18 protein-coding genes and 1 tRNA gene are annotated in these 19,138 nt (G+C 53.9%); 9 read left to right on the top strand and 10 right to left on the bottom strand.

The genetic code is table 11. The features are described from left to right. Positions 1–49: 49 nt before the first annotated feature. Entirely contained in the window at positions 50–889 is an 840-nt protein-coding gene (locus tag AB4Y96_RS14325) for a transporter substrate-binding domain-containing protein (RefSeq protein WP_441918175.1), read from the bottom strand. Positions 890–1,082: 193 nt separating this feature from the next. Here AB4Y96_RS14325 and hutC point away from each other — a divergent pair, with 193 nt between their 5' ends. Continuing rightward, positions 1,083–1,838 (top strand): histidine utilization repressor, encoded by a 756-nt coding sequence (hutC, locus tag AB4Y96_RS14320; RefSeq protein WP_441918239.1) that lies wholly within the window; start codon positions 1,083–1,085, stop codon positions 1,836–1,838. Between the two features lie 2 nt (positions 1,839–1,840). Here hutC and AB4Y96_RS14315 read toward each other — a convergent pair whose 3' ends face one another. The 5 genes from AB4Y96_RS14315 to AB4Y96_RS14295 form a co-directional block, all read right to left on the bottom strand. Continuing rightward, positions 1,841–2,668 carry an SDR family oxidoreductase gene (locus tag AB4Y96_RS14315; RefSeq protein ID WP_441918174.1) on the bottom strand — a complete coding sequence of 276 codons (828 nt, stop codon included), beginning with the start codon at positions 2,666–2,668 and terminating at the stop codon, positions 1,841–1,843. 17 nt (positions 2,669–2,685) lie between these two features. Then, entirely contained in the window at positions 2,686–3,438 is a 753-nt protein-coding gene (locus AB4Y96_RS14310) for an SDR family oxidoreductase (protein ID WP_441918173.1), read from the bottom strand. A 9-nt stretch (positions 3,439–3,447) separates the two neighbouring features. Next, positions 3,448–4,521: a phosphotransferase family protein gene (locus AB4Y96_RS14305; RefSeq protein ID WP_441918172.1), complete on the bottom strand. Its 1,074-nt coding sequence runs from the start codon at positions 4,519–4,521 to the stop codon at positions 3,448–3,450. Between the two features lie 5 nt (positions 4,522–4,526). Then, the gene (locus tag AB4Y96_RS14300) at positions 4,527–5,759 is read right to left on the bottom strand and encodes an acyl-CoA dehydrogenase family protein (RefSeq protein ID WP_441918171.1); all 1,233 of its coding nucleotides are present in this window, start codon (positions 5,757–5,759) and stop codon (positions 4,527–4,529) included. Positions 5,760–5,839: 80 nt separating this feature from the next. After that, the gene (locus AB4Y96_RS14295; protein ID WP_441918170.1) at positions 5,840–6,793 is read right to left on the bottom strand and encodes a LysR family transcriptional regulator; all 954 of its coding nucleotides are present in this window, start codon (positions 6,791–6,793) and stop codon (positions 5,840–5,842) included. Positions 6,794–6,908: 115 nt separating this feature from the next. Between AB4Y96_RS14295 and AB4Y96_RS14290 the strand changes: the two genes are divergently transcribed. Continuing rightward, positions 6,909–7,907: an NADP-dependent oxidoreductase gene (locus AB4Y96_RS14290; RefSeq protein WP_441918169.1), complete on the top strand. Its 999-nt coding sequence runs from the start codon at positions 6,909–6,911 to the stop codon at positions 7,905–7,907. Between the two features lie 108 nt (positions 7,908–8,015). Here AB4Y96_RS14290 and AB4Y96_RS14285 read toward each other — a convergent pair whose 3' ends face one another. Next, the gene (locus AB4Y96_RS14285; protein ID WP_441918168.1) at positions 8,016–10,946 is read right to left on the bottom strand and encodes a type III effector HrpK domain-containing protein; all 2,931 of its coding nucleotides are present in this window, start codon (positions 10,944–10,946) and stop codon (positions 8,016–8,018) included. Between the two features lie 369 nt (positions 10,947–11,315). Continuing rightward, positions 11,316–11,389, bottom strand: a tRNA-Pro gene (locus AB4Y96_RS14280). Between the two features lie 346 nt (positions 11,390–11,735). Between AB4Y96_RS14280 and AB4Y96_RS14275 the strand changes: the two genes are divergently transcribed. From AB4Y96_RS14275 to AB4Y96_RS14265, 3 genes are all read left to right on the top strand, one after another. Next, positions 11,736–12,131 (top strand): hypothetical protein, encoded by a 396-nt coding sequence (locus AB4Y96_RS14275; RefSeq protein WP_091883869.1) that lies wholly within the window; start codon positions 11,736–11,738, stop codon positions 12,129–12,131. A gap of 195 nt (positions 12,132–12,326) precedes the next feature. Continuing rightward, on the top strand, positions 12,327–13,364 hold the full coding sequence (locus tag AB4Y96_RS14270; protein ID WP_441918167.1) for a glycosyltransferase family 2 protein: 1,038 nt from the start codon (positions 12,327–12,329) through the stop codon (positions 13,362–13,364). Positions 13,365–13,652: 288 nt separating this feature from the next. Continuing rightward, complete coding sequence (locus AB4Y96_RS14265) at positions 13,653–13,982, top strand: VanZ family protein (protein WP_441918166.1); 330 nt, start codon at positions 13,653–13,655, stop codon at positions 13,980–13,982. On the opposite strand, the gene AB4Y96_RS14260 is transcribed toward AB4Y96_RS14265, so the two are convergent. Next, a complete protein-coding gene (locus AB4Y96_RS14260) occupies positions 13,979–14,557 on the bottom strand; it encodes an isochorismatase family protein (protein WP_441918165.1) in 579 nt (192 codons plus the stop codon). The genes AB4Y96_RS14265 and AB4Y96_RS14260 overlap by 4 nt on opposite strands. Positions 14,558–15,871: 1,314 nt before the next feature. Between AB4Y96_RS14260 and AB4Y96_RS14255 the strand changes: the two genes are divergently transcribed. Both AB4Y96_RS14255 and AB4Y96_RS14250 read left to right on the top strand, forming a co-directional pair. After that, entirely contained in the window at positions 15,872–16,957 is a 1,086-nt protein-coding gene (locus tag AB4Y96_RS14255) for a porin (RefSeq protein ID WP_441918164.1), read from the top strand. A 498-nt stretch (positions 16,958–17,455) separates the two neighbouring features. After that, complete coding sequence (locus AB4Y96_RS14250) at positions 17,456–17,632, top strand: hypothetical protein (protein WP_175540679.1); 177 nt, start codon at positions 17,456–17,458, stop codon at positions 17,630–17,632. A gap of 82 nt (positions 17,633–17,714) precedes the next feature. On the opposite strand, the gene AB4Y96_RS14245 is transcribed toward AB4Y96_RS14250, so the two are convergent. Continuing rightward, positions 17,715–18,188 (bottom strand): fasciclin domain-containing protein, encoded by a 474-nt coding sequence (locus tag AB4Y96_RS14245; protein ID WP_244518449.1) that lies wholly within the window; start codon positions 18,186–18,188, stop codon positions 17,715–17,717. A gap of 255 nt (positions 18,189–18,443) precedes the next feature. Between AB4Y96_RS14245 and AB4Y96_RS14240 the strand changes: the two genes are divergently transcribed. Together AB4Y96_RS14240 and AB4Y96_RS14235 are read left to right on the top strand one after the other, a co-directional pair. Further along, positions 18,444–18,695: a DUF883 C-terminal domain-containing protein gene (locus AB4Y96_RS14240; RefSeq protein WP_091883882.1), complete on the top strand. Its 252-nt coding sequence runs from the start codon at positions 18,444–18,446 to the stop codon at positions 18,693–18,695. 10 nt (positions 18,696–18,705) lie between these two features. Further along, the gene (locus tag AB4Y96_RS14235; protein WP_441918163.1) at positions 18,706–19,020 is read left to right on the top strand and encodes a hypothetical protein; all 315 of its coding nucleotides are present in this window, start codon (positions 18,706–18,708) and stop codon (positions 19,018–19,020) included. Positions 19,021–19,138: the final 118 nt, after the last annotated feature.

Genomic DNA, 19,138 nt, shown 5'->3' with positions numbered 1-19,138 from the left:
CCGGCATTGCCTTATTCATCCAAAAGACATTACCGCCTTGTGGGAATAGTTACGGGCTAACGTCAGTCTTGAACCACTTCAGCGAAAGGGTTTTCACCGTGCCGTCTGCCAGTGCTGCGGTGATGGCCTTGTCAAACATCGCCTTCAGGTCTGTGTCAGCCTTGCGAATGCCCAGACCTTCGCCAATGCCGAAAAGCGTACCGCCGAATTCAGGACCGGTGAAAACCAGCGCACCATTGGCTTTTTCGAATGTGGTGCCGAAATACACGGCGTCATCGAAGGCAAGATCAATACGGCCGGACTCAAGATCAAGATCGCGTTCCGCGCCAGTCTTGTATTCGCGCACCGTGGCGATGCTGCCAAAATTGTCATAGATGAACTTGGCATAGACGGTCGCTGCCTGAATGCCGATGGTCTTGCCCTTGAAGGCTGTCTTCATTGCTTCAATTTCCGCAACGCCTGTTTGACCCGGCGTAAGCTTCAGAACCGAGCCTGTACCGGCAGCATTGACCAGAGGGCTGTCTTTTTGGGTCGCGAAGCCCGCATGGGTATTGGCGTAGGGAATCGAGAAATCGATAACCTGCTTGCGCTCGTCAGTGATCGACAGCGCATCCATGATCACATCGAACTTGCCCGCATTGAGCGCCGGAATCATGCCATCCCAGTCGGAGGCGACCAGCTTGCACTCAACCTTCATTTCCTTGCAGAGATAAGCAGCCAGTTCAGGCTCAAAACCGCCGAGAGTTCCATCGGGGTTGGTCACATTCCACGGGGCATAGGCACCCTCTAGCGTAATAGTGACTGTTTTCCAGTCCTTTGCATGGGCTGCGGACATGGACAGCGCAGAAAGCGCTATCGCTCCTGACAGCAAGAGCTTGTGTAGTTTCATCGGCCTTCTCCTCTTGAGGTTGGCAAGTGTTGAACCTGTGTTCCCGTACCACGCTGCGGTGGCTTTTGAGCTTTTGTCTTTTTGCAAGTTGTATATGGTACCTTATGACATCCCCCGTGCCGCGCAAGAGGGAAAGTCGCGGTGAGAGGCAAAATCTGATCCTGCACAAGGAATGAGCAATGAAAGGCCTGAGATGACCAATGCCATGCTCAAGATACAACCTGACACACGTGTTCGTTCCCCTCTCTATGCCAATGTGAAGCAGATGATCCTTGGCCGCATTCATAGCGGAGAGTGGCCGCCTGAATATCGCGTGCCCTCGGAAAACGAACTCGTGGCGGGGCTTGGGGTCAGCAAAATGACCGCTAACCGCGCCTTGCGGGAACTCGCCAATGAAGGCGAACTGGTGCGCATTCGCGGCGTCGGTTCGTTTGTCGCGGCGCGTAAGGGCCATTCAACCCTGTTTGAAGTGCGCAATATCGCCGATGAAATTGTCGAACGCGGCCATACCCACAGCGCCGCCGTCATTCGTCTGGCACGGGAAAAAGCCTCGTGCGCCGTGGCGGAAGCACTTGACCTGTCTTCCGGTGCCACAGTGTTTCACTCGCTGATCGTGCATAGCGAGAACGGCGTTCCCGTCCAGATCGAAGACCGGTTCGTTAACCCCGCTGCCGCTCCGGATTATCTTTCTCAGGATTTCACCGCCCTTACGCCCAACGCCTATCTCAGCGCCAATGCTCCCTTGAGCGGATCAGAGCATATTGTCGAAGCGGCCATGCCGTCAGCGCGCGAGCGCAAGCTGCTTGGTATTTTGCGCACAGAGCCCTGCCTTGCAATCCGCCGCCGTACATGGTCGGGCAAGTCAGTGGTGTCGCTGGTACATCTGGTTTATCCCGGAAATCGCTACCGGCTGGAATCGCGAACCGGTGCAACGCCGGACAAAACCTGACCCTACTTGGCCGCCTTACCGCTCTGCGACTGGCCAAGCTTGTGGAAGCTGCGGGTCTTTCTGGTCATGAAATTCAGATAGGCATTAACAGGCATGAACCGTTTGAAGAAATAAGCCTTTCTGTCCCCGGCATGCGGCAGGACAAGATACTGGTTTGCCTCGACAGCGCGATAAATGCGGTCGGCAATTTCTGCGGCGGTAATAGGTGCCTTTTCAAACAGCCGTTCAATCTTGGCTGCTGCCGCAGGACTGCGCAGGGATTCCGTCAGATTGGTGCGAAAGAATGACGGGCAGACAACCGTGACGCCGATATTGTTCGGCGCCAGTTCCACGCGCAGCGTTTCGGAAAAAGCCACCACCGCGGCTTTCACCGCATTGTAGCTTCCCATCATCGGTGGATGAACGAGACCTGCCATCGAAGCCGTGTTGACGAAATGGCCCTTGCCTTGCGCCTTGAAAACAGGTGCAAAGGCCTGACAACCACGCACGACGCCCAGAAGATTGATGTCGAGCACCCATTGCCACTGTTCAATGGTTTCGCTTGCAAGCGCGCCCGCCGTGCCAACCCCGGCATTGTTGAAGACCACATCAACGCCGCCCCATTGCCGCAGCAATTCCCCGGCAACAGCCTGCAAATCCTCCAGCTTGGTCACATCGCAGTGCCGATAGATGCCCTCGCCTCCAGCGGCTTTGATAAGATCAAGCGTCTCCTGACCGCGTGCGTCATTGAGATCGCCGATGCAGATGAGAGCACCTTCGCGGGCCCAGCGCAGGGCAATTTCCCGTCCAAGACCGGAAGCACCGCCAGTAACAAAGATGCGCTTTTTCATCAGGGTGTTCCTTATTATCAGGCGAGAAGAAGCACGGCTTTGAGCGGAAGAATGCGCATGAGAAACCCCATGGGTCCCCACGGCCACCAAGGCACAGACGCCTTGACCGGCTCTCGTTCGATTGCCTTCGCCAGCAGCCGCGAGCCAGTCGGCCCATCAACTTCAAACGGCAGTTTCGGCGCGCCTTCGTTGATTTCCGTGCGGATATAGCCGGGGAAGATCGTGCTGACCTTGATCGGCGTTGCCATAAGTTCCGCGCAAATGCCTTCCGATAGGGATGCCAGCCCTGCTTTCGTCGCGGCATAGGTTGTCAGATGTTTTGGCAGACCACGCACCGCGCTCATGGAGGAAATCGTCACCAGATGACCGGCATTCTGCTCGCGAAAAATCTCGACAGCGGCCTCGCACTGCGCAAGAGCGGCAACGAAATTCGTCTGGGCGGTCTGGACATTGTGAGCGAAATGGCCGGTGCCGATGCGCTTGCCCTGCCCGACACCCGCATTGACGATAATGCGGTCAACAGTGCCGAACTCCTGCTGCACCTCGCGAAATACCCGGAACACGGCGGGATAATCATTGACGTCGAGCGCCTTGACGATGACTTTGATGCCGGGGTGCTTGCGTTCCAGTTCGGATTTCAGTGTGTCGAGCCGTTCGGTCCGCCGGGCGCACAAAGCAAGATCGCGGCCCATGGCGGCAAATTCGCGGGCCATACCTTCGCCAAGCCCTGAGCTTGCACCCGTTATCAATATCGTTTTGCGTATGGCCATGCAGTGCCCCTATTTTCCACTTTGACGGATAATGCGCCGGCATCGCCAATCGAAATAGTTCACCATGATCCAGAGGTTCTTAAACGCCGGATTGCGCGTCTGTCTGTGATAATAGCGATAATAGATTTGCTGGGCGATGGCGGCGAGCCTGAACAGACCGAACACCTCGTAAAAGGCAAAATTATCGACTTTCAAACCGCTCTTTTGCAGATAATAATCAACAACTTCCCCGCGTTTCATCATGCCGGGCAGTGTCGTCGGCTGGCGCTGGGTCAACTTCATCAGATAGGGATCGCCAGCCTCCACCCAATAGGCAAGCATGCTGCCGAGATCCATCAGTGGATCACCCAGCGTCGCCATCTCCCAATCCAGCACACCGATAATGTTGGTCAAATCTTTTGGGTTGAGCACCAGATTGTCAAACCGCCAATCATTGTGGATCAGACATGTATGCGCATCATTGGGGATGTTCGCGGCGAGCCATTCACGCACAAATTTGAATGTCGGCGTGTTCCAGGTGCGCGCCTTGCCATAGCGGTCGGACCAGCCGGATACCTGCCTTTGCACATAGCCTGCACCCTTACCGAGTGATTCCAATCCCGCTTCTGCAATGTCGATCCGGTGCAGTTCGGCCAGTTTGTCCAGCATGGTCTCACAGAGGCGGCGCGCGTCCCCGGCGCTCAGCGTCACCCCTTGCGGCAGGCGGCGGCGCGGTATGATACCGGCAATGCGCTCCATGACGTAAAACTGAGCACCGATCAGCGTCTCATCCTCGCACAGGCCGATCATCGTGGGGACAGCAGGATAAAACGGCTTCAATGCCTTCTGCACATTGTATTCCCGCCCCATATCATGGGCGGATTTGGCTTTGGTACCGGCTGGCGGGCGACGCAGGATCAGATCATGCTGCGAATATTGCAACCGGTAGGTCCAGTTTGAAGCACCACCGGAAAACTGGGTAACCTCCGGTGCCCCCTCCACCGGCACACCAAGTGCGTGCAGCCATTGGCTGACTGCTTCCGCATTCAGTTCCTCACCAGCGCGCACCTTGCCCGCGCGATCAATCGCCTTGGCTTCAGTCATTTCACTCACTTCGCATGGCCATGCTTGGCCAGTTCAATGCGCGCGATCAGCCCTTTGTGGACCTCATCGGGGCCATCGGCAAGACGAAGCGAGCGAGCCTGAATGAAGAACTGCGTGAGCGGCGTATCACGGGATACACCCGTTCCACCGTGAATCTGAATGGCGTTGTCGACAACTGCCTGCAGCATCTGCGGTGCGACAACCTTGATGGCGGAAATCTCAGCCATTGCGCCCATGGCTCCCAGCGTGTCGAGCTTCCAAGCTGCATGCAGGGTCAAAAGACGCGCCTGATCAATGGCAATGCGCGCTTCAGCCAGACGCTCGCGATTGCCGCCAAGGTTGAGAATGGGTTTGCCGAATGCGACGCGCGACATGCCGCGCGCAATGGTCAACTCCAGCGCCGCTTCCGCAGCCCCGATGCAGCGCATGCAGTGGTGAATGCGGCCGGGTCCCAGACGTCCCTGCGCAATCTCAAAACCCGCGCCAATATCTTTGATCACATTGGTCAGGGGTACACGGACATTATTGTAATGCACCTCACCATGGCCATGCGGCTCGTCATATTCGCCGAACACCGACTGCATACGGATGATCTCGACACCGGGGCTATCCAAGGGCACCAAGACCATGGAATGCTGTTGATGGCGGCCTTTTCCTACATCTGGCGTGCGCGCCATCACAATCGCGATCTTCGCACGCGGATCACCGAGTCCGCTCGACCAGTGTTTTTTGCCGTTGACGACAATGGAATTGCCATCGACCAGCGCTGTCGCCTCCATATTTGTCGCGTCGCTGCTGGCAACATCGGGTTCCGTCATGCTGAACACCGAGCGCATCTCACCCGCCAGCAGCGGTTTTAGCCATTCGTCCCGCTGGTGCTCGGAGCCATATTTCCACAGCACTTCCATATTGCCCGTATCGGGCGCATTGCAGTTGAAGATTTCAGGAGCCATGAAGCTGCGGCCGGTCTCTTCCGCAATCAACGCATATTCCAGCGTTGACAGCCCGGCACCCAGTGCTTCATCCGGCAGAAACATGTTCCATAGGCCCTCGGCTTTCGCCTTGGCCTTCAATTCTTCGACAACAGGTGAAATCTGCCACTGCTTCCAGTCACTGCCATGATCAGCTGACGCAATGCCAGCCCAATATTGCTTCTCAATCGGCTGAATATGCGTGCGCATAAAGGACTTCACGCGCGTGACGAAATCCTGCGTTTTTGGGCTAGGCGTAAAATGCATTGATTGGCCGTCCTGTCTTCTGGTGGTTAAAGACTAACGGCTTGCGGCATATCAAACAAATTATATGTTCTTATGATCGACTATGATCTGTATTTATGACCTGTGGTCACTGGCGGCCCGCCGCCGCCATACTTTGTCATCACCTCGGCAAAGAGTTCACGCATCCAGCGATGGCCCTGATCATCGTCCCGCACCGCGTGCCAATACATGACAACATCAATCGGCGGGATGGCCAGCGGCGCAACGAGCACATCCAGGTTGAGTACATCGGATAATTCAAGCGCATAGGTGCGCGGCATCGTCAAAATCCAGTCCGTCTCGGCGATAACCTTGCACGCCGCGAAGAAATGCTGGCAGCGCAAGCCGATATTGCGGCCAAGCCCCTGCTCCGCCAGAATATAGTCAATCGGCTCCATGCCTTCGATATGGGTAACCAGCACATGTTTGGCAGCCACATAATCCGCCTGCGTGAGCTTTTTTCCCGAGAGTGGATGACCTTTGCGCACGACAACGGCATTGGGTTCGCGCAGCAATGTCTTTTGTCGAATATGCGGGCCGACCTTGATCTTGCGGTCAATGGCAAGATCAAGACCTCCAGCCGTCAGTTCCTTCTCAAAAGTTTCGCGCGCCACCCGGCGGCTGACGACACAAACCCCCGGCGCCTCCGTCGCAAGCTGACGCATCAATGGCGAGAAGGTTGCCGACTCAAGCACATCACGCAGCGCAACTTTGAAATCCATCGTGAGACGTGATGGCGAAAACTCCGAAGAAGTCTCAACCGCCGCATAGAGCCCCTGCAGGTTGCGCCTTACATCAGCAATGATGATGCGCACCCGTTCGGTGGCGACCATACGGTTGCCCTGACGCACGAATAACGGATCGCTGAAGATTTCACGCAAGCGGGCAAGCGAATGGCTGATTGCGGGCTGGGTCAGATGCAAGGCTCTGGCCGCGCCGGAAATGCTGCCATTGGCGTGAATAGCATCCAGAACGCGAAACAGGTTGAGGTCAAGACGGTTATCAAAGCTGTTCATGGGCAGACATTAGAACTGATCATATGATTTATACCATAGGCGATATTAGGCTTATGACCAACCCGGCTTGCCAGACCACGGCGATCCGGGACAATGACCTATGGAGGCAAAGCCCGTGAGTTCAGACGTCAACCGCCAGATTATCCTGCGTGAAAAGCCTGTTGGTAAGCTCCAACCGAACCATTTCGCCATGACTGAAAACACCATTCCACAACCTGCGGATGGTGAGGTGCTGATCCGCGTGCGCTATATCTCGCTTGATGCTGCCAACCGTGCATGGATGCAGGGTGCCACCTACCGCGCTGCGGTTGAGCCGGATTCGGTCATGGCTGGCGGCGGTATTGCAGAGGTCGTTACCTCAAAAGCGCCCGGCTTTGCGCCCGGCGATCTGGTTTTCGCCGATACGGGCTGGCAGGACTATACCGTGCTGTCAGCCAAGCATCTCATCAAGATGCCGCATATCGAGCCGCTCACCCACCTGCTCAGCGTTTATGGCATTGCGGGGCTGACAGCCTATTTCGGCCTGCTTGATGTAGGCAAGGTGCAGCCGGGCGAAACCGTTGTCGTTTCGGCGGCGGCGGGTTCCGTTGGCTCCCTCGTCGGCCAGATCGCCAAGATCAAGGGCTGCCGTGTCATCGGCATTGCTGGCGGTGCCGAGAAATGCGCGTGGCTGATGTCACATCTCGGTTTCGATGCGGCAGTGGACTATAAGGCAGGCAATCTCTTCAAGGACCTGCGCGCTCTAGTTCCCAATGGGATCGATGTCTATTTCGACAATGTCGGCGGCGATACACTGGAAGCCTGTCTCGCACTCATGAATACTCACGGGCGCATTGCCTGTTGCGGCGCCGTTTCCCAGTATGATGGCGCGCCGACGGCGGGACCACGCGGCATTCCGGGCTTGATCACCATCAAGCGCCTTGTCATGCAAGGCTTCATCGTCATGGACTATTTCAGCCAGCGCGACCGTGCTTTCACCGATCTGCAAAGCTGGGTTGCCTCTGGCCAATTGAAGGTGGAAGAAGACATTATCGATGGGCTTGAGAATACACCGGCCGCATTGATCGGGCTTCTGGCTGGCGAAAACCGCGGCAAGCGGATTGTCAAAGTCTGACCACGCGTAAAATCCAAATAAAAGCCAGACCTGATGTCTGGCTTTTATTCCTGCATTTCCCGTCAAGATTGATCCAGACGCTGCCAGCTTCCGGCGACAGGCACGAGATCAGGATGTACCGCTGCCGGACTGCGGCCACTCATCATCCGGGACATCCATAATGCCGCCATCCTTCACGCCGTCGATCTCGTACTTGGTCAGATAGCTGCTGAGCAGATCGCCAAAATCATCGGCTCTCTTTTGCTGTTTGCCTTCCGCAATCAAGCCCGGAATCAGCATCGCCAATGCACCGACGCCCGCTGCAACCAACCCAAGACCACCGGCGGCCAGCGCCGGGATCAAACGCGCCATGGTGGGAGCAAACAGTGCCATTCCGCCTTCGACGGTGGAAGCCAAGCCAGCCAAGACACTGAGGGAACCTGCCGTGATACTGATGCCCCCGGTGACCGTATCGCCCTTGCGGATTGCCTGCACACCATCGAAAATGCCATAGGCACCGGCGGCAATACCGACGATGCCACCAAGCCCCTTCGCGGCATTTTCAAACTTCTTCAGGTTGGAGGTCATGGCGTCAACGAGTTCGTCATCGACCACGCCCTTCACGTCTTTCAGGTAATCCTGCAAACCCTTCATGCCGCCTTCGGTCATAATCGTGGCAGTCTGGATAGACCCGGTGGTGATATCGACGATCTGTCGGTCGGTGAGTTTGCCCGAACCGCTGGCGCCCTTGGCGATCGTAACACCAGCCAGGAAAAGGCCGCTGACGCCATGAAGAACCCCCTTGTCTGCGGCGCCCTTGACCGATGAATCGGGACTAAAAAGCTTAAGCTCGTTGAGCGTCTTCGCCCCCTGACGCAGAAGATCCCAGTCGCCCCTGAAGGTGGACAATATCTGGTCTGGCCTTGTGACCGTCCCATTTGGATTGGTGAAGAATGCGGGATTGTCCTTGCTGATCTGATCGATAAGGGCTTTTACCTTTTCCTCATCGAGGTCATCGCCGCCATTGATGCCGAATGCCTTCCTGAGATCTTTGAAAGAGGCATCATTGAAGGCGTTTTCCTGCACGGTCCTGGTGAAATTGTCGTTGATCTGTTTGTCGAATTTCCCCGTGAATTCGGGGCTGAGCGTTGCATTATAGAGCGCGACTTCCATGCTGTAGGCACTGGCGGCCTTTTCGAACGAATTGTTCTTCATCAACTCCTTCAGGCGGTCGCCTGAGGCAAGTGACTTCTCATAGAAATCGTTCAGTTCGCCCGCATGTTTGGAATTCTTGACGGCGTTCTGGATTTCAGCCGCGTTCTTGATGCCAAGAGCGCTCTGGAACGTTTGTGCTGATCCGTAAAACTCGGCAAGAACCGCCTGCTGGTCCGTCTTGCCATCCTTCATCTTCGTGTCCCATAGGCTATTGAGCGCCTTGCCGGACTTGATATCGTCATCATAGGTTTTCTGCAGCGCGTCCTTGAGACCCTTATTCTCTTCCAACAGCTTGGACATCTGCTTGGAGCTGTTCTCGTTCATGTACTTCACGACTTCAGGGTCGCCCTCAAGGGTTTTGATATGGTCGTCGACGTCCTGAAGCAGCTTCTCGGGATTTGGATGGCTGCGAACACGATTGGCTATGCTGACGATGGAATAATCGTCCTTCCACATGCCAGCGCTCGCTCCGCTGACGATCAGCTGCTGCGCCTTCAGCAGTTCCTGAAGCGCGGCGGCTTTTTCTTCCGTCGAGTGCTTTTCGGGGTGTTCAAAAATATCCTTGTCCAACTTGCTGGTATCGGTGCCAGCAACGACATTCCCGTCGGTGACACCGGATAGCAACGTGATTGCCGAACCGGCATCCTTCGGAGTCTGCTTTTCCATCCAGCTCTTTAAATCGCCCTTGCTGAGCTTCCCGTCGGCTTTGAGCACCGTTGGATCGTTCGCCGTTTCAAGCTTGTTGAAAGCACCCGGCTGTGACCAGAAATTGAGTGCCTCCTTAAATTCCTGGCTGATTTGCGGGTTCTTTTCCTTGTATTTTTTCAGGGCTTCAGCCGTCAGATGTTCGCCAGATCCTGTCTTTCCCCTGATCACATCATAGTTTTCGCCAAGGATGGCGGCATATTTGGCAATTGTTTTTGACGTTTCGTCGGCATCTGGATTGGCTTTTATAAAATCCTTGTAACTGCTGATATCCTCGGGCTTCTTCAGCTCTTTGATGACCTCAAAGCCATATTTCCCAAAATCCTGAAGACGGCCAGCCTCTGTGCCATGCTTTGCTTCACCGCTTTTGGTAAACCCATCAATACTGCTATTGGCGACGTCGTCTCCAGACAGCGCGTTACCATTCTCGTCATACATTGTTATGCGATCAAGGACCTGGCCCGCCCTATAGGCGGCGTTAGCGTCATTTTCAAAATCACCAACCCGTTCCTTCAGCATGTCCTTGATACCGCTCTGGTTGCCCAGATTCTTGAGCAGCGGCGAGTCATTGATGATGTCCTGCGCCGAGCGTTTATCCCCATCAGGCAGCTCCCATTTGACGCCCGCTTTCTCAGCCTGCGCACGCGCCTGTTCATCACCGCCAGCATTGATCACATCATTGAGTTTTCCCTTGAGGTTGGAAAAACCATATTTGCCGAAGTCCTGCAGGCGGCCAGCTTCCGTGCCATGCTTTGCATCGCCACCCTTGGTAAAGCCATCAACGCGGCCATTGTTGACATCATTACCGGCAATCCGGTTTCCGCTCTCGTCAAACTTCTCGACATGATCCAGAACCTGCACCGCCCTGAACGCCGCGTCGGCATCCTTTTCGAAATCGCCGACCCGTTCTTTCAGCATGTCCTTGACACCGCTCTGATTCCCGAGATTGCGCAGCAGAGGATCACTATCAATAATGTCCTGCGTTGAGCGATTGTCACCTTTTGGTCGATTCCAGAGTATGCCCGCATCCTTGGCCGCATTCTGAGCCTGGTCCCATGCCTTGACGGTCTCAGGATCTGCCGTGCCCGCATTCGCTCTAACGGCTGTGGATTGGTTGATCTGTGCGTTGACTTTCGACATGTGACACGCCTCTCCTGTCTCTGGGACATTTCAGTCCGGTTCGGTTAAGGGTCTGTCATAGTAAGCCCTCGCCTGTGAACGGCATGTGACATGTCAGCCAATTGCCTGATGTCAACAGGCACTCAAACAGGCCGTTATTGACGCCCGGAGCGTTCCACTTTCTGGCCATATGAAGGGAGCGCGTGCGGTTTTTCGGCTTTGGCTTTGAGTGGGATTCTGTCGCAGCTACGCAATGCTTCCGGCATTTCACACCGGATATTCATTCACGTGTAAATCAGTTTGGGAAACAAAAAAGCCAGGTTCCTTGAGAACCTGGCTTTCAGAAAACAGAGAATATAAGCCATGTTACTGAAAACATTCGGCTAAATCTCGGAGCGGCCGGATTCGAACCGACGACCCCTTGACCCCCAGTCAAGTGCGCTACCGGGCTGCGCTACGCTCCGTCATTTCTCTGCCGGTGCGGAACCCCTAGAATACTGGACGTTTGAGTGCAAGGGAGAAAACTCAAAAACCAACGAAATATGAAAGTTTGGCCGGCACAGACCAACAATTTGAAACGCAATATTCCCTGTTGGTCGCGGGATGCGAAGCCGAAGAGTAGCGGATGCCGTGTTTACATTTCGGCACCCTCGACATTTTTTCGGGCCATGAGGAACAAAACAAACCATCGCCGGTTTGTATTGTGTTAGAACTACGATTCTGACCGGGGACCAGCTGTGCGCCGCGCACACTTCATTTGGCCCCGCTCCATTCACTGACGTGACATCTCAAAAGCCTGGAGTTTTGCAAATGACAGATAAGATCGGGATCACGGATGATGCAGCATTTGAACTTGCCGCACACATCGCCGACACGCAAAAAGCGAAACTGCCGGAACAGCTTAGCAGTCAGATCAGCGATGCGGAAATGCAGATCGGCGAGACATGGTTCGCCTGGGGTATCTTCGGCGCCATCACCAGTGATCGCAAAAGACGACAAAAGCTTCTAGCTGATTATCTGACGCGGAAGATTCAGCCGCAAAGCGATATCCAAAAGATCGTAACGGATATCACAGCTCTGGAAAGCGCCGACAACCAACTGTTCAATGCTATCGCGGCGGCGGGACGGCAGGCTTATCACGAAGATGACGACGTCCATCTGAGCAAGATTGCCGGAATTTTTCTTAACGTCATCAAGAACCATTGATCGCGGACTATGGGAGTGCGGCCTCGGACAAATCTTCGACTTCCGCACATATTCGGGCGAGCAATTCCATAGCGCTATTGAATATTTTCTGACTAAGAATTAGTTGTCTCCTAACTTCGTTCCGGGCGAGCCTTGGCGAGCATGGAAAGTGCCGTCTGCAGTGTATTTCCCGATGCGGCAAACCGGGGAATCCGCATGCCAATCCAATATCCTATATCCGACCCGGCGGATTGGCGGCGTCTCGGTAATCCGTCATTCCTGAGACGGGCCAAAGCACACCTTTATCATTATACCTATCCAGCTGCATTCACGGCACCGCGCAAGAACCTTCTGACCAAGGTTTCCGGCCCCTCCGTTCATCCAGTCCAAGATGATGTTTTGGCGATTTGCATTGTCAAAAATGCGATCGGCTATATCAATTCCTTCTTGCGATACTACCGGAAGCTTGGTGTCACGCGCTTTGCCTTTGTCGATGATCAATCGAATGATGGTACATCAGATGTGTTGCGCAATGCGCCTGATGTGGATCTTTACACCTCGCCCATTCGCTATTCGGAAGCCGCACGCGGAAAAGCATGGCGCGATGCGCTCTTCAAGATTTATGGCGCAAACCGGTGGTATCTGTCACTTGACGCCGACGAGTTTCTTGTGTTCCCCGATAGCGAGACCACGACGTTGCCGGATTTCATTCGGCAACTGGAGAAGGCCGGAATGCAGCGATGCCATGCGCCAATGCTCGATCTCTACCCTGAAGGTCCACTGAACGGCGACGAGTTTGTCGATGATGGCAGCAGATGGCCATTTGATGTATCGTCAAACTTCGATGGCGACAGCTATACGATCAAACTGGAGCGCTATGGTACATCCGTGCGTGGCGGACCACGAAAGCGATTCTTTGGCCGTGACATGCGGCTCTCCAAATTCCCCCTCATCTGGGTCGATAAAGCCACGAGCTACGAGCGGGGCAGTATCCATGGTCCCGGACCATGCAGCCGCAATTTCGTTCCCATCACGGCCGTCCTGCTGCATTACCGCTTCTCGAACCAATCGATCAATGAGTTTAAAAACATCGTCAACCATGGCGGCCATGCGGACGGCGGCGCTCATTATGGTGCAATTCTTGATCATCCGGATTTTTCGGAAGATTTTACACTGGCATATGATGGTTCGGTGAAATTTTCCGGTTCAGCAGATCTCGTTGAACGGGGCTTTATGATGAGATTGCCAACTTGATCGTACAATGGCGAGTGCGGCAGCTGCTGCATTTTGCAATATTGTGATCGCCGCCTCAGTTTCACATCAGGTTCGGATAATCCTCTGCTCAGCTTGCGATGGTATCAACCGGGCGTTGTCGCCTTCGGACAACGCGAGGCCCGGCCACTTCATCACCCCCCCGATGCCCCCGCCGGGCCTCACCTCTCCCTACGGCATCGCACACATTTGCACTGCCGTTTTGCAATTCACATCGCCTCTGCGCATAACGGGATTGGAACAGGCCGGTGAATGGGGTATCTGGGACCGATGAAATCCGCTCAAATCATTGCGTGGCTGTTGTTCGCCGCTATACTTTTCATAACCGTTGATCCAATCAATCTGCGACCGGAGAGCGGTCTGCCTGTCAATGTCGAGCGCTTTCTTGCTTTTGCAGTGCTTGGCTTTGTCTTTGCGTTTGCCTATCCCAAGCGTTGGTTGTTGATCCTGCTTTTGGTGGTTTGCGCGGCCTTTGGATTTGAGCTCGCCCAGATGCTGGCGCCGACCCGGCATGCGAGACTGCTGGATGCTATATTCAAAGCAGCCGGCGGCGTATCGGGCGTCATTGTGAGCAATGTTTTTTTGCGCATGTTCCGCTAGCAGGCCGGATTGACCGCTTGAAAGGAAATGTCTGTTGCCGTGCCCAACAGACTAATTTCGTCTCCCAATGACCATTCGGCCGCACGGGCGGCCATTCTGGCGGGGACCGGCTCTGAACCACCCGGCCCTTCCGGCACGTCATAGGTTGCGTGAGCATCATGGGCTAATATAACGGAAAAACCCTTTTGCATCGCCGTGCGTGCCGTCGCAGCAACGCACATTTCCGACTGCATGCCACAGATCGCCAGTGATTCAACGCCGTATGTCGTCAGCAGATGTTCGAGCTTGGTTCCGTCAAAACCATCATCAAGTGACTTCCGTACAACGTGCTCACCCGCCTTCGCCGGAAAGAATAATTGCCAGCCATCCGTGTCCGGTTCATCGGGTGCGCCGGGAGATCCGTCATTTTGAACAAAGATAATGGGAACTCCCGCTGCGCGCGCACTGGCAAGAAGCGTTTCAATGGCACCTTGAAGCTGGATGTGGTCGGGAATGGCAGCGCTTCCTGCGATGAAGGCAGTTTGCACATCCACAACCACAAGGGCATTGGCCGTCTTGTCTTCAATAAACGTCAAGGCTCAGTCCTCTCATTTCGGTCCCGTTGCCCTGATATAGGTAAGGTTGGCTGTTATTCACCGTTTTGTGCGCTTTACATCAAGTAAAGATTTATTGGAGGTATTCCAAACTAATCAGAAGTATCGCATATATTACGTCTCTCAAAAAAAATCATAAGACACGAGGGGTGGTGGAACATGCGAACAAGAATTCAGTTTCTGGTACAACAGAACTGCAAAGAAAAAATTATCGTTCAGACAAAGGAACAAACCGACACGGCTCAATTGAATACTCAGGACAGTGGTGCCGATATGCTGGCAATGATCCGGCGCATGCGGAGGAAAGAACGAATTAGACTTTTGACATGCAATCGATAATTCCGGTTTACCGCCTGTAACTGTGATTTGACTGTTACAAGTCAAGGGCTCACATTTAGCTGGCTGCACGTGAGTGCAGCGAGAGGCTCGGTAACTGACACTGATGAAGGCAGGCTACCGGGCCTCGTCAATCAAATCGGTTGATCATAAATTCAGCGGTTGTTGCAAGGCTGCTGTGTCATGCCTTTGAAGATTGTTAAGTGACGTATCATTTCTGCTCAGAATCTGCCACAAGCACCCTGCCCGCAAGGGCACGGCGCGACTGCTATCAACTTTAGGATAGGGTCGGGCGGGCTGATTGACGTCTCTCCCGCTGCCACGAAAGAACGTGGCCGCCTATAATTTGCAGCAGCGGCAGAATTTAGCCATGGGCAAAAAAACATCCGAGCCGTCATTAACAGGCAATCTTCCTTTGCGAAGTCAGGTCCGATAAATCATCTGGTCTGGTTATTCATTGTGAAGCGCAACAATTCCCATCAAAGAAGTTTGACTGATAAACTCGTCATCGCCCTATGGACCGTAACGTTCCTGGAACTGATGCTTTTCTCTCTGTTTGACATTTTCAGTTAGGCGAATCTTATCCGCCTGTCGATTTCCGTTGGAAGACCCTATGAATCCCCCGGAAAATTCGTTCTAAATTCGAGCAGGCCATTTAAGGACAAAAACCCGCCACGGGCGATTCCGCGCCCTCATCCACCAGAGAGGAATACACCCAAATAATCTTGCTATATTTCAAAAACTTATCACATTTTTGTTACAATAACGTGATATGCTTTGTATTTACAGTATTACCATTATTTATACTATATATTTACCAATTGTAAACTTGTAGTTGCAAATCAGCAACAATAAAAATCCGTTCTTTGCCGACATTACAGATTTGTAATTTGACATTTGACTCTACGACCAAAGTCGCAGAATACGAAATTGTCACTACCAATCTCATGGAGAGCAACAATGAACATTAAGAGCCTTCTACTCGGCTCCGCTGCAGCCCYGGTTGCAGTCACAGGCGCACGCGCTGCTGACGCAGTTGTCGTCGCTGAACCAGAAGCTGTCGAATACGTTCGCGTTTGCGATGCTTACGGCAAAGGCTTCTTCTACATTCCTGGTACCGAAACCTGCCTGAAGATCAGCGGTTACTTGCGTTACGACGCCAAGGGCGGCGATAACGTCTACACTGGCGGCGAATACGGCACCTGGTGGAAGCGTACGCGCGCTACTGTTCGTTTCGACGCTCGTTCGGAAACCGAACTCGGCACATTGCGTTCGTACATTGAAACACGTTTCAATTACACGAACGGTGAAAACAGCGGCGGCCTCATTCCTCAGGCTTACATCGACCTCGGCGGTTTCCGCATCGGCGTGTCTGACGAAATCTTCGGTTCGTGGACTGGCTATGCAGGCAAGGTCATCAACGACGACGTGATCAACTATCAGTCCGGCACATCCAACCAGGTTAGCTATACCTTTACCGGTGGAAACGGTTTCTCGGCAATCATCGCTGCTGAACAGGGCCAGGTACAGACTGCAAACTACTTCAGCTACGACTACCGTATCGACGACTACATGCCACATGTTATCGCCGGTGCTAAGTTCGAACAGGCTTGGGGCGGCGTCTCCGGTGTTGTCGGTTACGACTCCAAGGCTGAAGAATTTGCTGGCAAACTGCGTTTGGACGTAAAGTTCACAGACACAGTTTCCGCATTCATCATGGGTGGCTATCAGTCCAACTGGGATGATCTGCAGGATAGCGGTCAGCGTAACTGGTTCGGCACTTGGGATGGTGACTGGGCAGCTTGGGGCGGTCTCTCCGCTAAGGTTTCAGACAAGGCAACTGTTAACGCACAGGTTGCTTACGAATCCGAAGGCACATGGGCAGCAACTGCAAACGTAGCTTACGAACTCGTTCCTGGCTTCGTTATCACACCAGAAATCAGCTACACCAAGTTTGACGGCGATCGCAAGGCTTTTGCTGAAAGCCGCCGCGGCGGTGGCGACGATGCATTCGGTGGCATGATCCGCTTCCAGCGCAACTTCTAATCCTAACGGATTTGAAGACGTATCCGGGGGCTCGCCCCCGGATCATCAGGCCTTGGCCCAACAAACATTCGAATTGTGTTTGGCAATGGAGAAGGACTGTATTGCCAAACTGCGATGATGAGATCTCCAGTCACGTCATTTTTTGAAACGGTGAGCTTTGCAGCTCACCGTTTTTTACGTTTGCTGCCCTGTGCAAATCTTTTGATCGACATCTTGTGATTTGGAAGCCAGTCGGTTCCGCGCTATAGTTGCCATCAGAATGCAGGAGGTTACGGATATGCGTGATCTTGATATCTTGCTTGCAGTCATTGTGGTTATCTTGCTGGCATACCAGTCGAAACCCTCGCACCGAACCTGGAACCGCAAGAATTTACTGACACATATATCGAATGATCCAGGCAAGGATCAACCGTCATAGAATTGAGGAATGTCCGTATACCCACAGCATTCGGCTTTCCGGCATAGGCCGGGAGCGGACGTCGTCAGGGAGTGACAAGAATGGGAGAAGCAATTCTTCACACGCCTCATCATGCCAAGCCAGCCTCGCCAAACACGCTGCAGCAAGCGCGTGGGCAAATTCCTAAAGTCGCCTGCGATCCGACAAAACTGTCTTCAATCCTGCGATTGGCCAAGGGCGGCTTCAGCCACCGGCGGTTCAAGCACGAAGGCAAATAATCTGCATGAGAAGAAAAGCCCGCTACCGGTGAACCGGTAACGGGCATTTTGGGTGTCTGCCGCAGCGTCTATCGCTGTCTTGTTATTTGGGCAGAAGAACCTTGTCGATCACATGAATGACGCCGTTGGACTGCTGGACGTCAGCAATCGTGACATGGGCAACATTACCCTTTTCATCCTTGATGGAGATTTTGCCGCCCTTCTCGCTGACAGTCAGGACGCAGCCGCCAACGGTCTTGACCTTGTGGGCGCCGCCATCATCCTTGATCATCTTCTTGATTGTCGCTGACATGGCGTCAGCGGCCACCACATGGCAGGTAAGCACCTTGGTGAGGGTTGCCTTGTTCTCAGGCTTGAGCAGCGTCTCCACCGTGCCCTTGGGCAAGGCTGCAAAGGCTTCATTGGTTGGCGCGAAGACTGTGAACGGGCCCTTGCCCTGAAGTGTCTCGACAAGGCCGGCGGCCTTGACCGCTGCGACGAGCGTCGTGTGGTCCTTGGAGTTAACAGCATTCTCGATGATGTTCTTGTTGGCATACATCGGCGCGCCGCCAACCATCGGGTTGTCCTTGGCCAATGCTGCTCCACTCAGTGCTGTAACCGCCAAAAATCCGGCGAAAATCCCTGCAGTCAATTTACCCATTTTATTGCTCCACGTTTGCCTCCCCTTTCCCGGGGAATGCTAACAAGTACGAAGCGTTCAGCTGGAAAGTTTCCGGCGTGACAATTTATTATTGCGAGTTTTGTCGAAACCGGGAGGGAACATAAGCAGCCCGTACCCGTTATAGGCCTGTCATGCATAGGAGCATAAAGAATGGCAATATTCTCAAAAACGACCGATGATATTCAGGATGACGTTGAAGCTCAGATTGCGGCTTTGCGCAAGGAAGTATCAAGGCTCACATCCAGCATCTCCGACATGGGCGGCGAAAAGCTCGACCATGTAAAACGGGCCGCAACCAAGCAGGTTAACTATGCTGCCGATGCAGCCAAGGAAAACCCATTGGCAACCCTTGCCATTGTGGCAGGCGCAGCGCTGCTGATCGGGCTGATTTCCAGACGCTAAATGGAGGGTGATGGATATGGATAGTGCCGGGCCAATGCGCGACGAGGAAGACCGGGAACGTCTGCAACGTGAAATCGAGGATTTGAAGCGTGATCTGGCTGCGCTGACGAAAACCCTCACCAACAAGGGTGTCCAACTGCTGGACGATCTTGAAGGCGATGAGGATGGCTCGACTTTTGAAGCCATCAAAAATGGCGGACGCCGTGCCGCGCGCGTGGTTGGACATCAAGCCCAGAAAATCGGCGGTATTCAGACACAGAACTCCGTATCGACGCTGATGGTTATTGCGGGTCTTGGGATCGCGATAGGCATGTTGGCTCGGTAAATTCAGTTCCGGATTTTTTCAAAATTCTCTGGAACTTTCTGCCGCCAGCTTCGTTTCTCTTATACTGGTCCCCCAACCAGCTAGGCTGAACCCCACAGCCAACCCCAAATCCCAGCTT

It is taken from the genome of Phyllobacterium sp. TAF24, from assembly GCF_052113785.1.
Lineage (GTDB): Bacteria > Pseudomonadota > Alphaproteobacteria > Rhizobiales > Rhizobiaceae > Phyllobacterium.
Note: the sequence above shows the minus strand (reverse complement) of the source record. Positions and strands in the feature narration are given on the sequence as shown.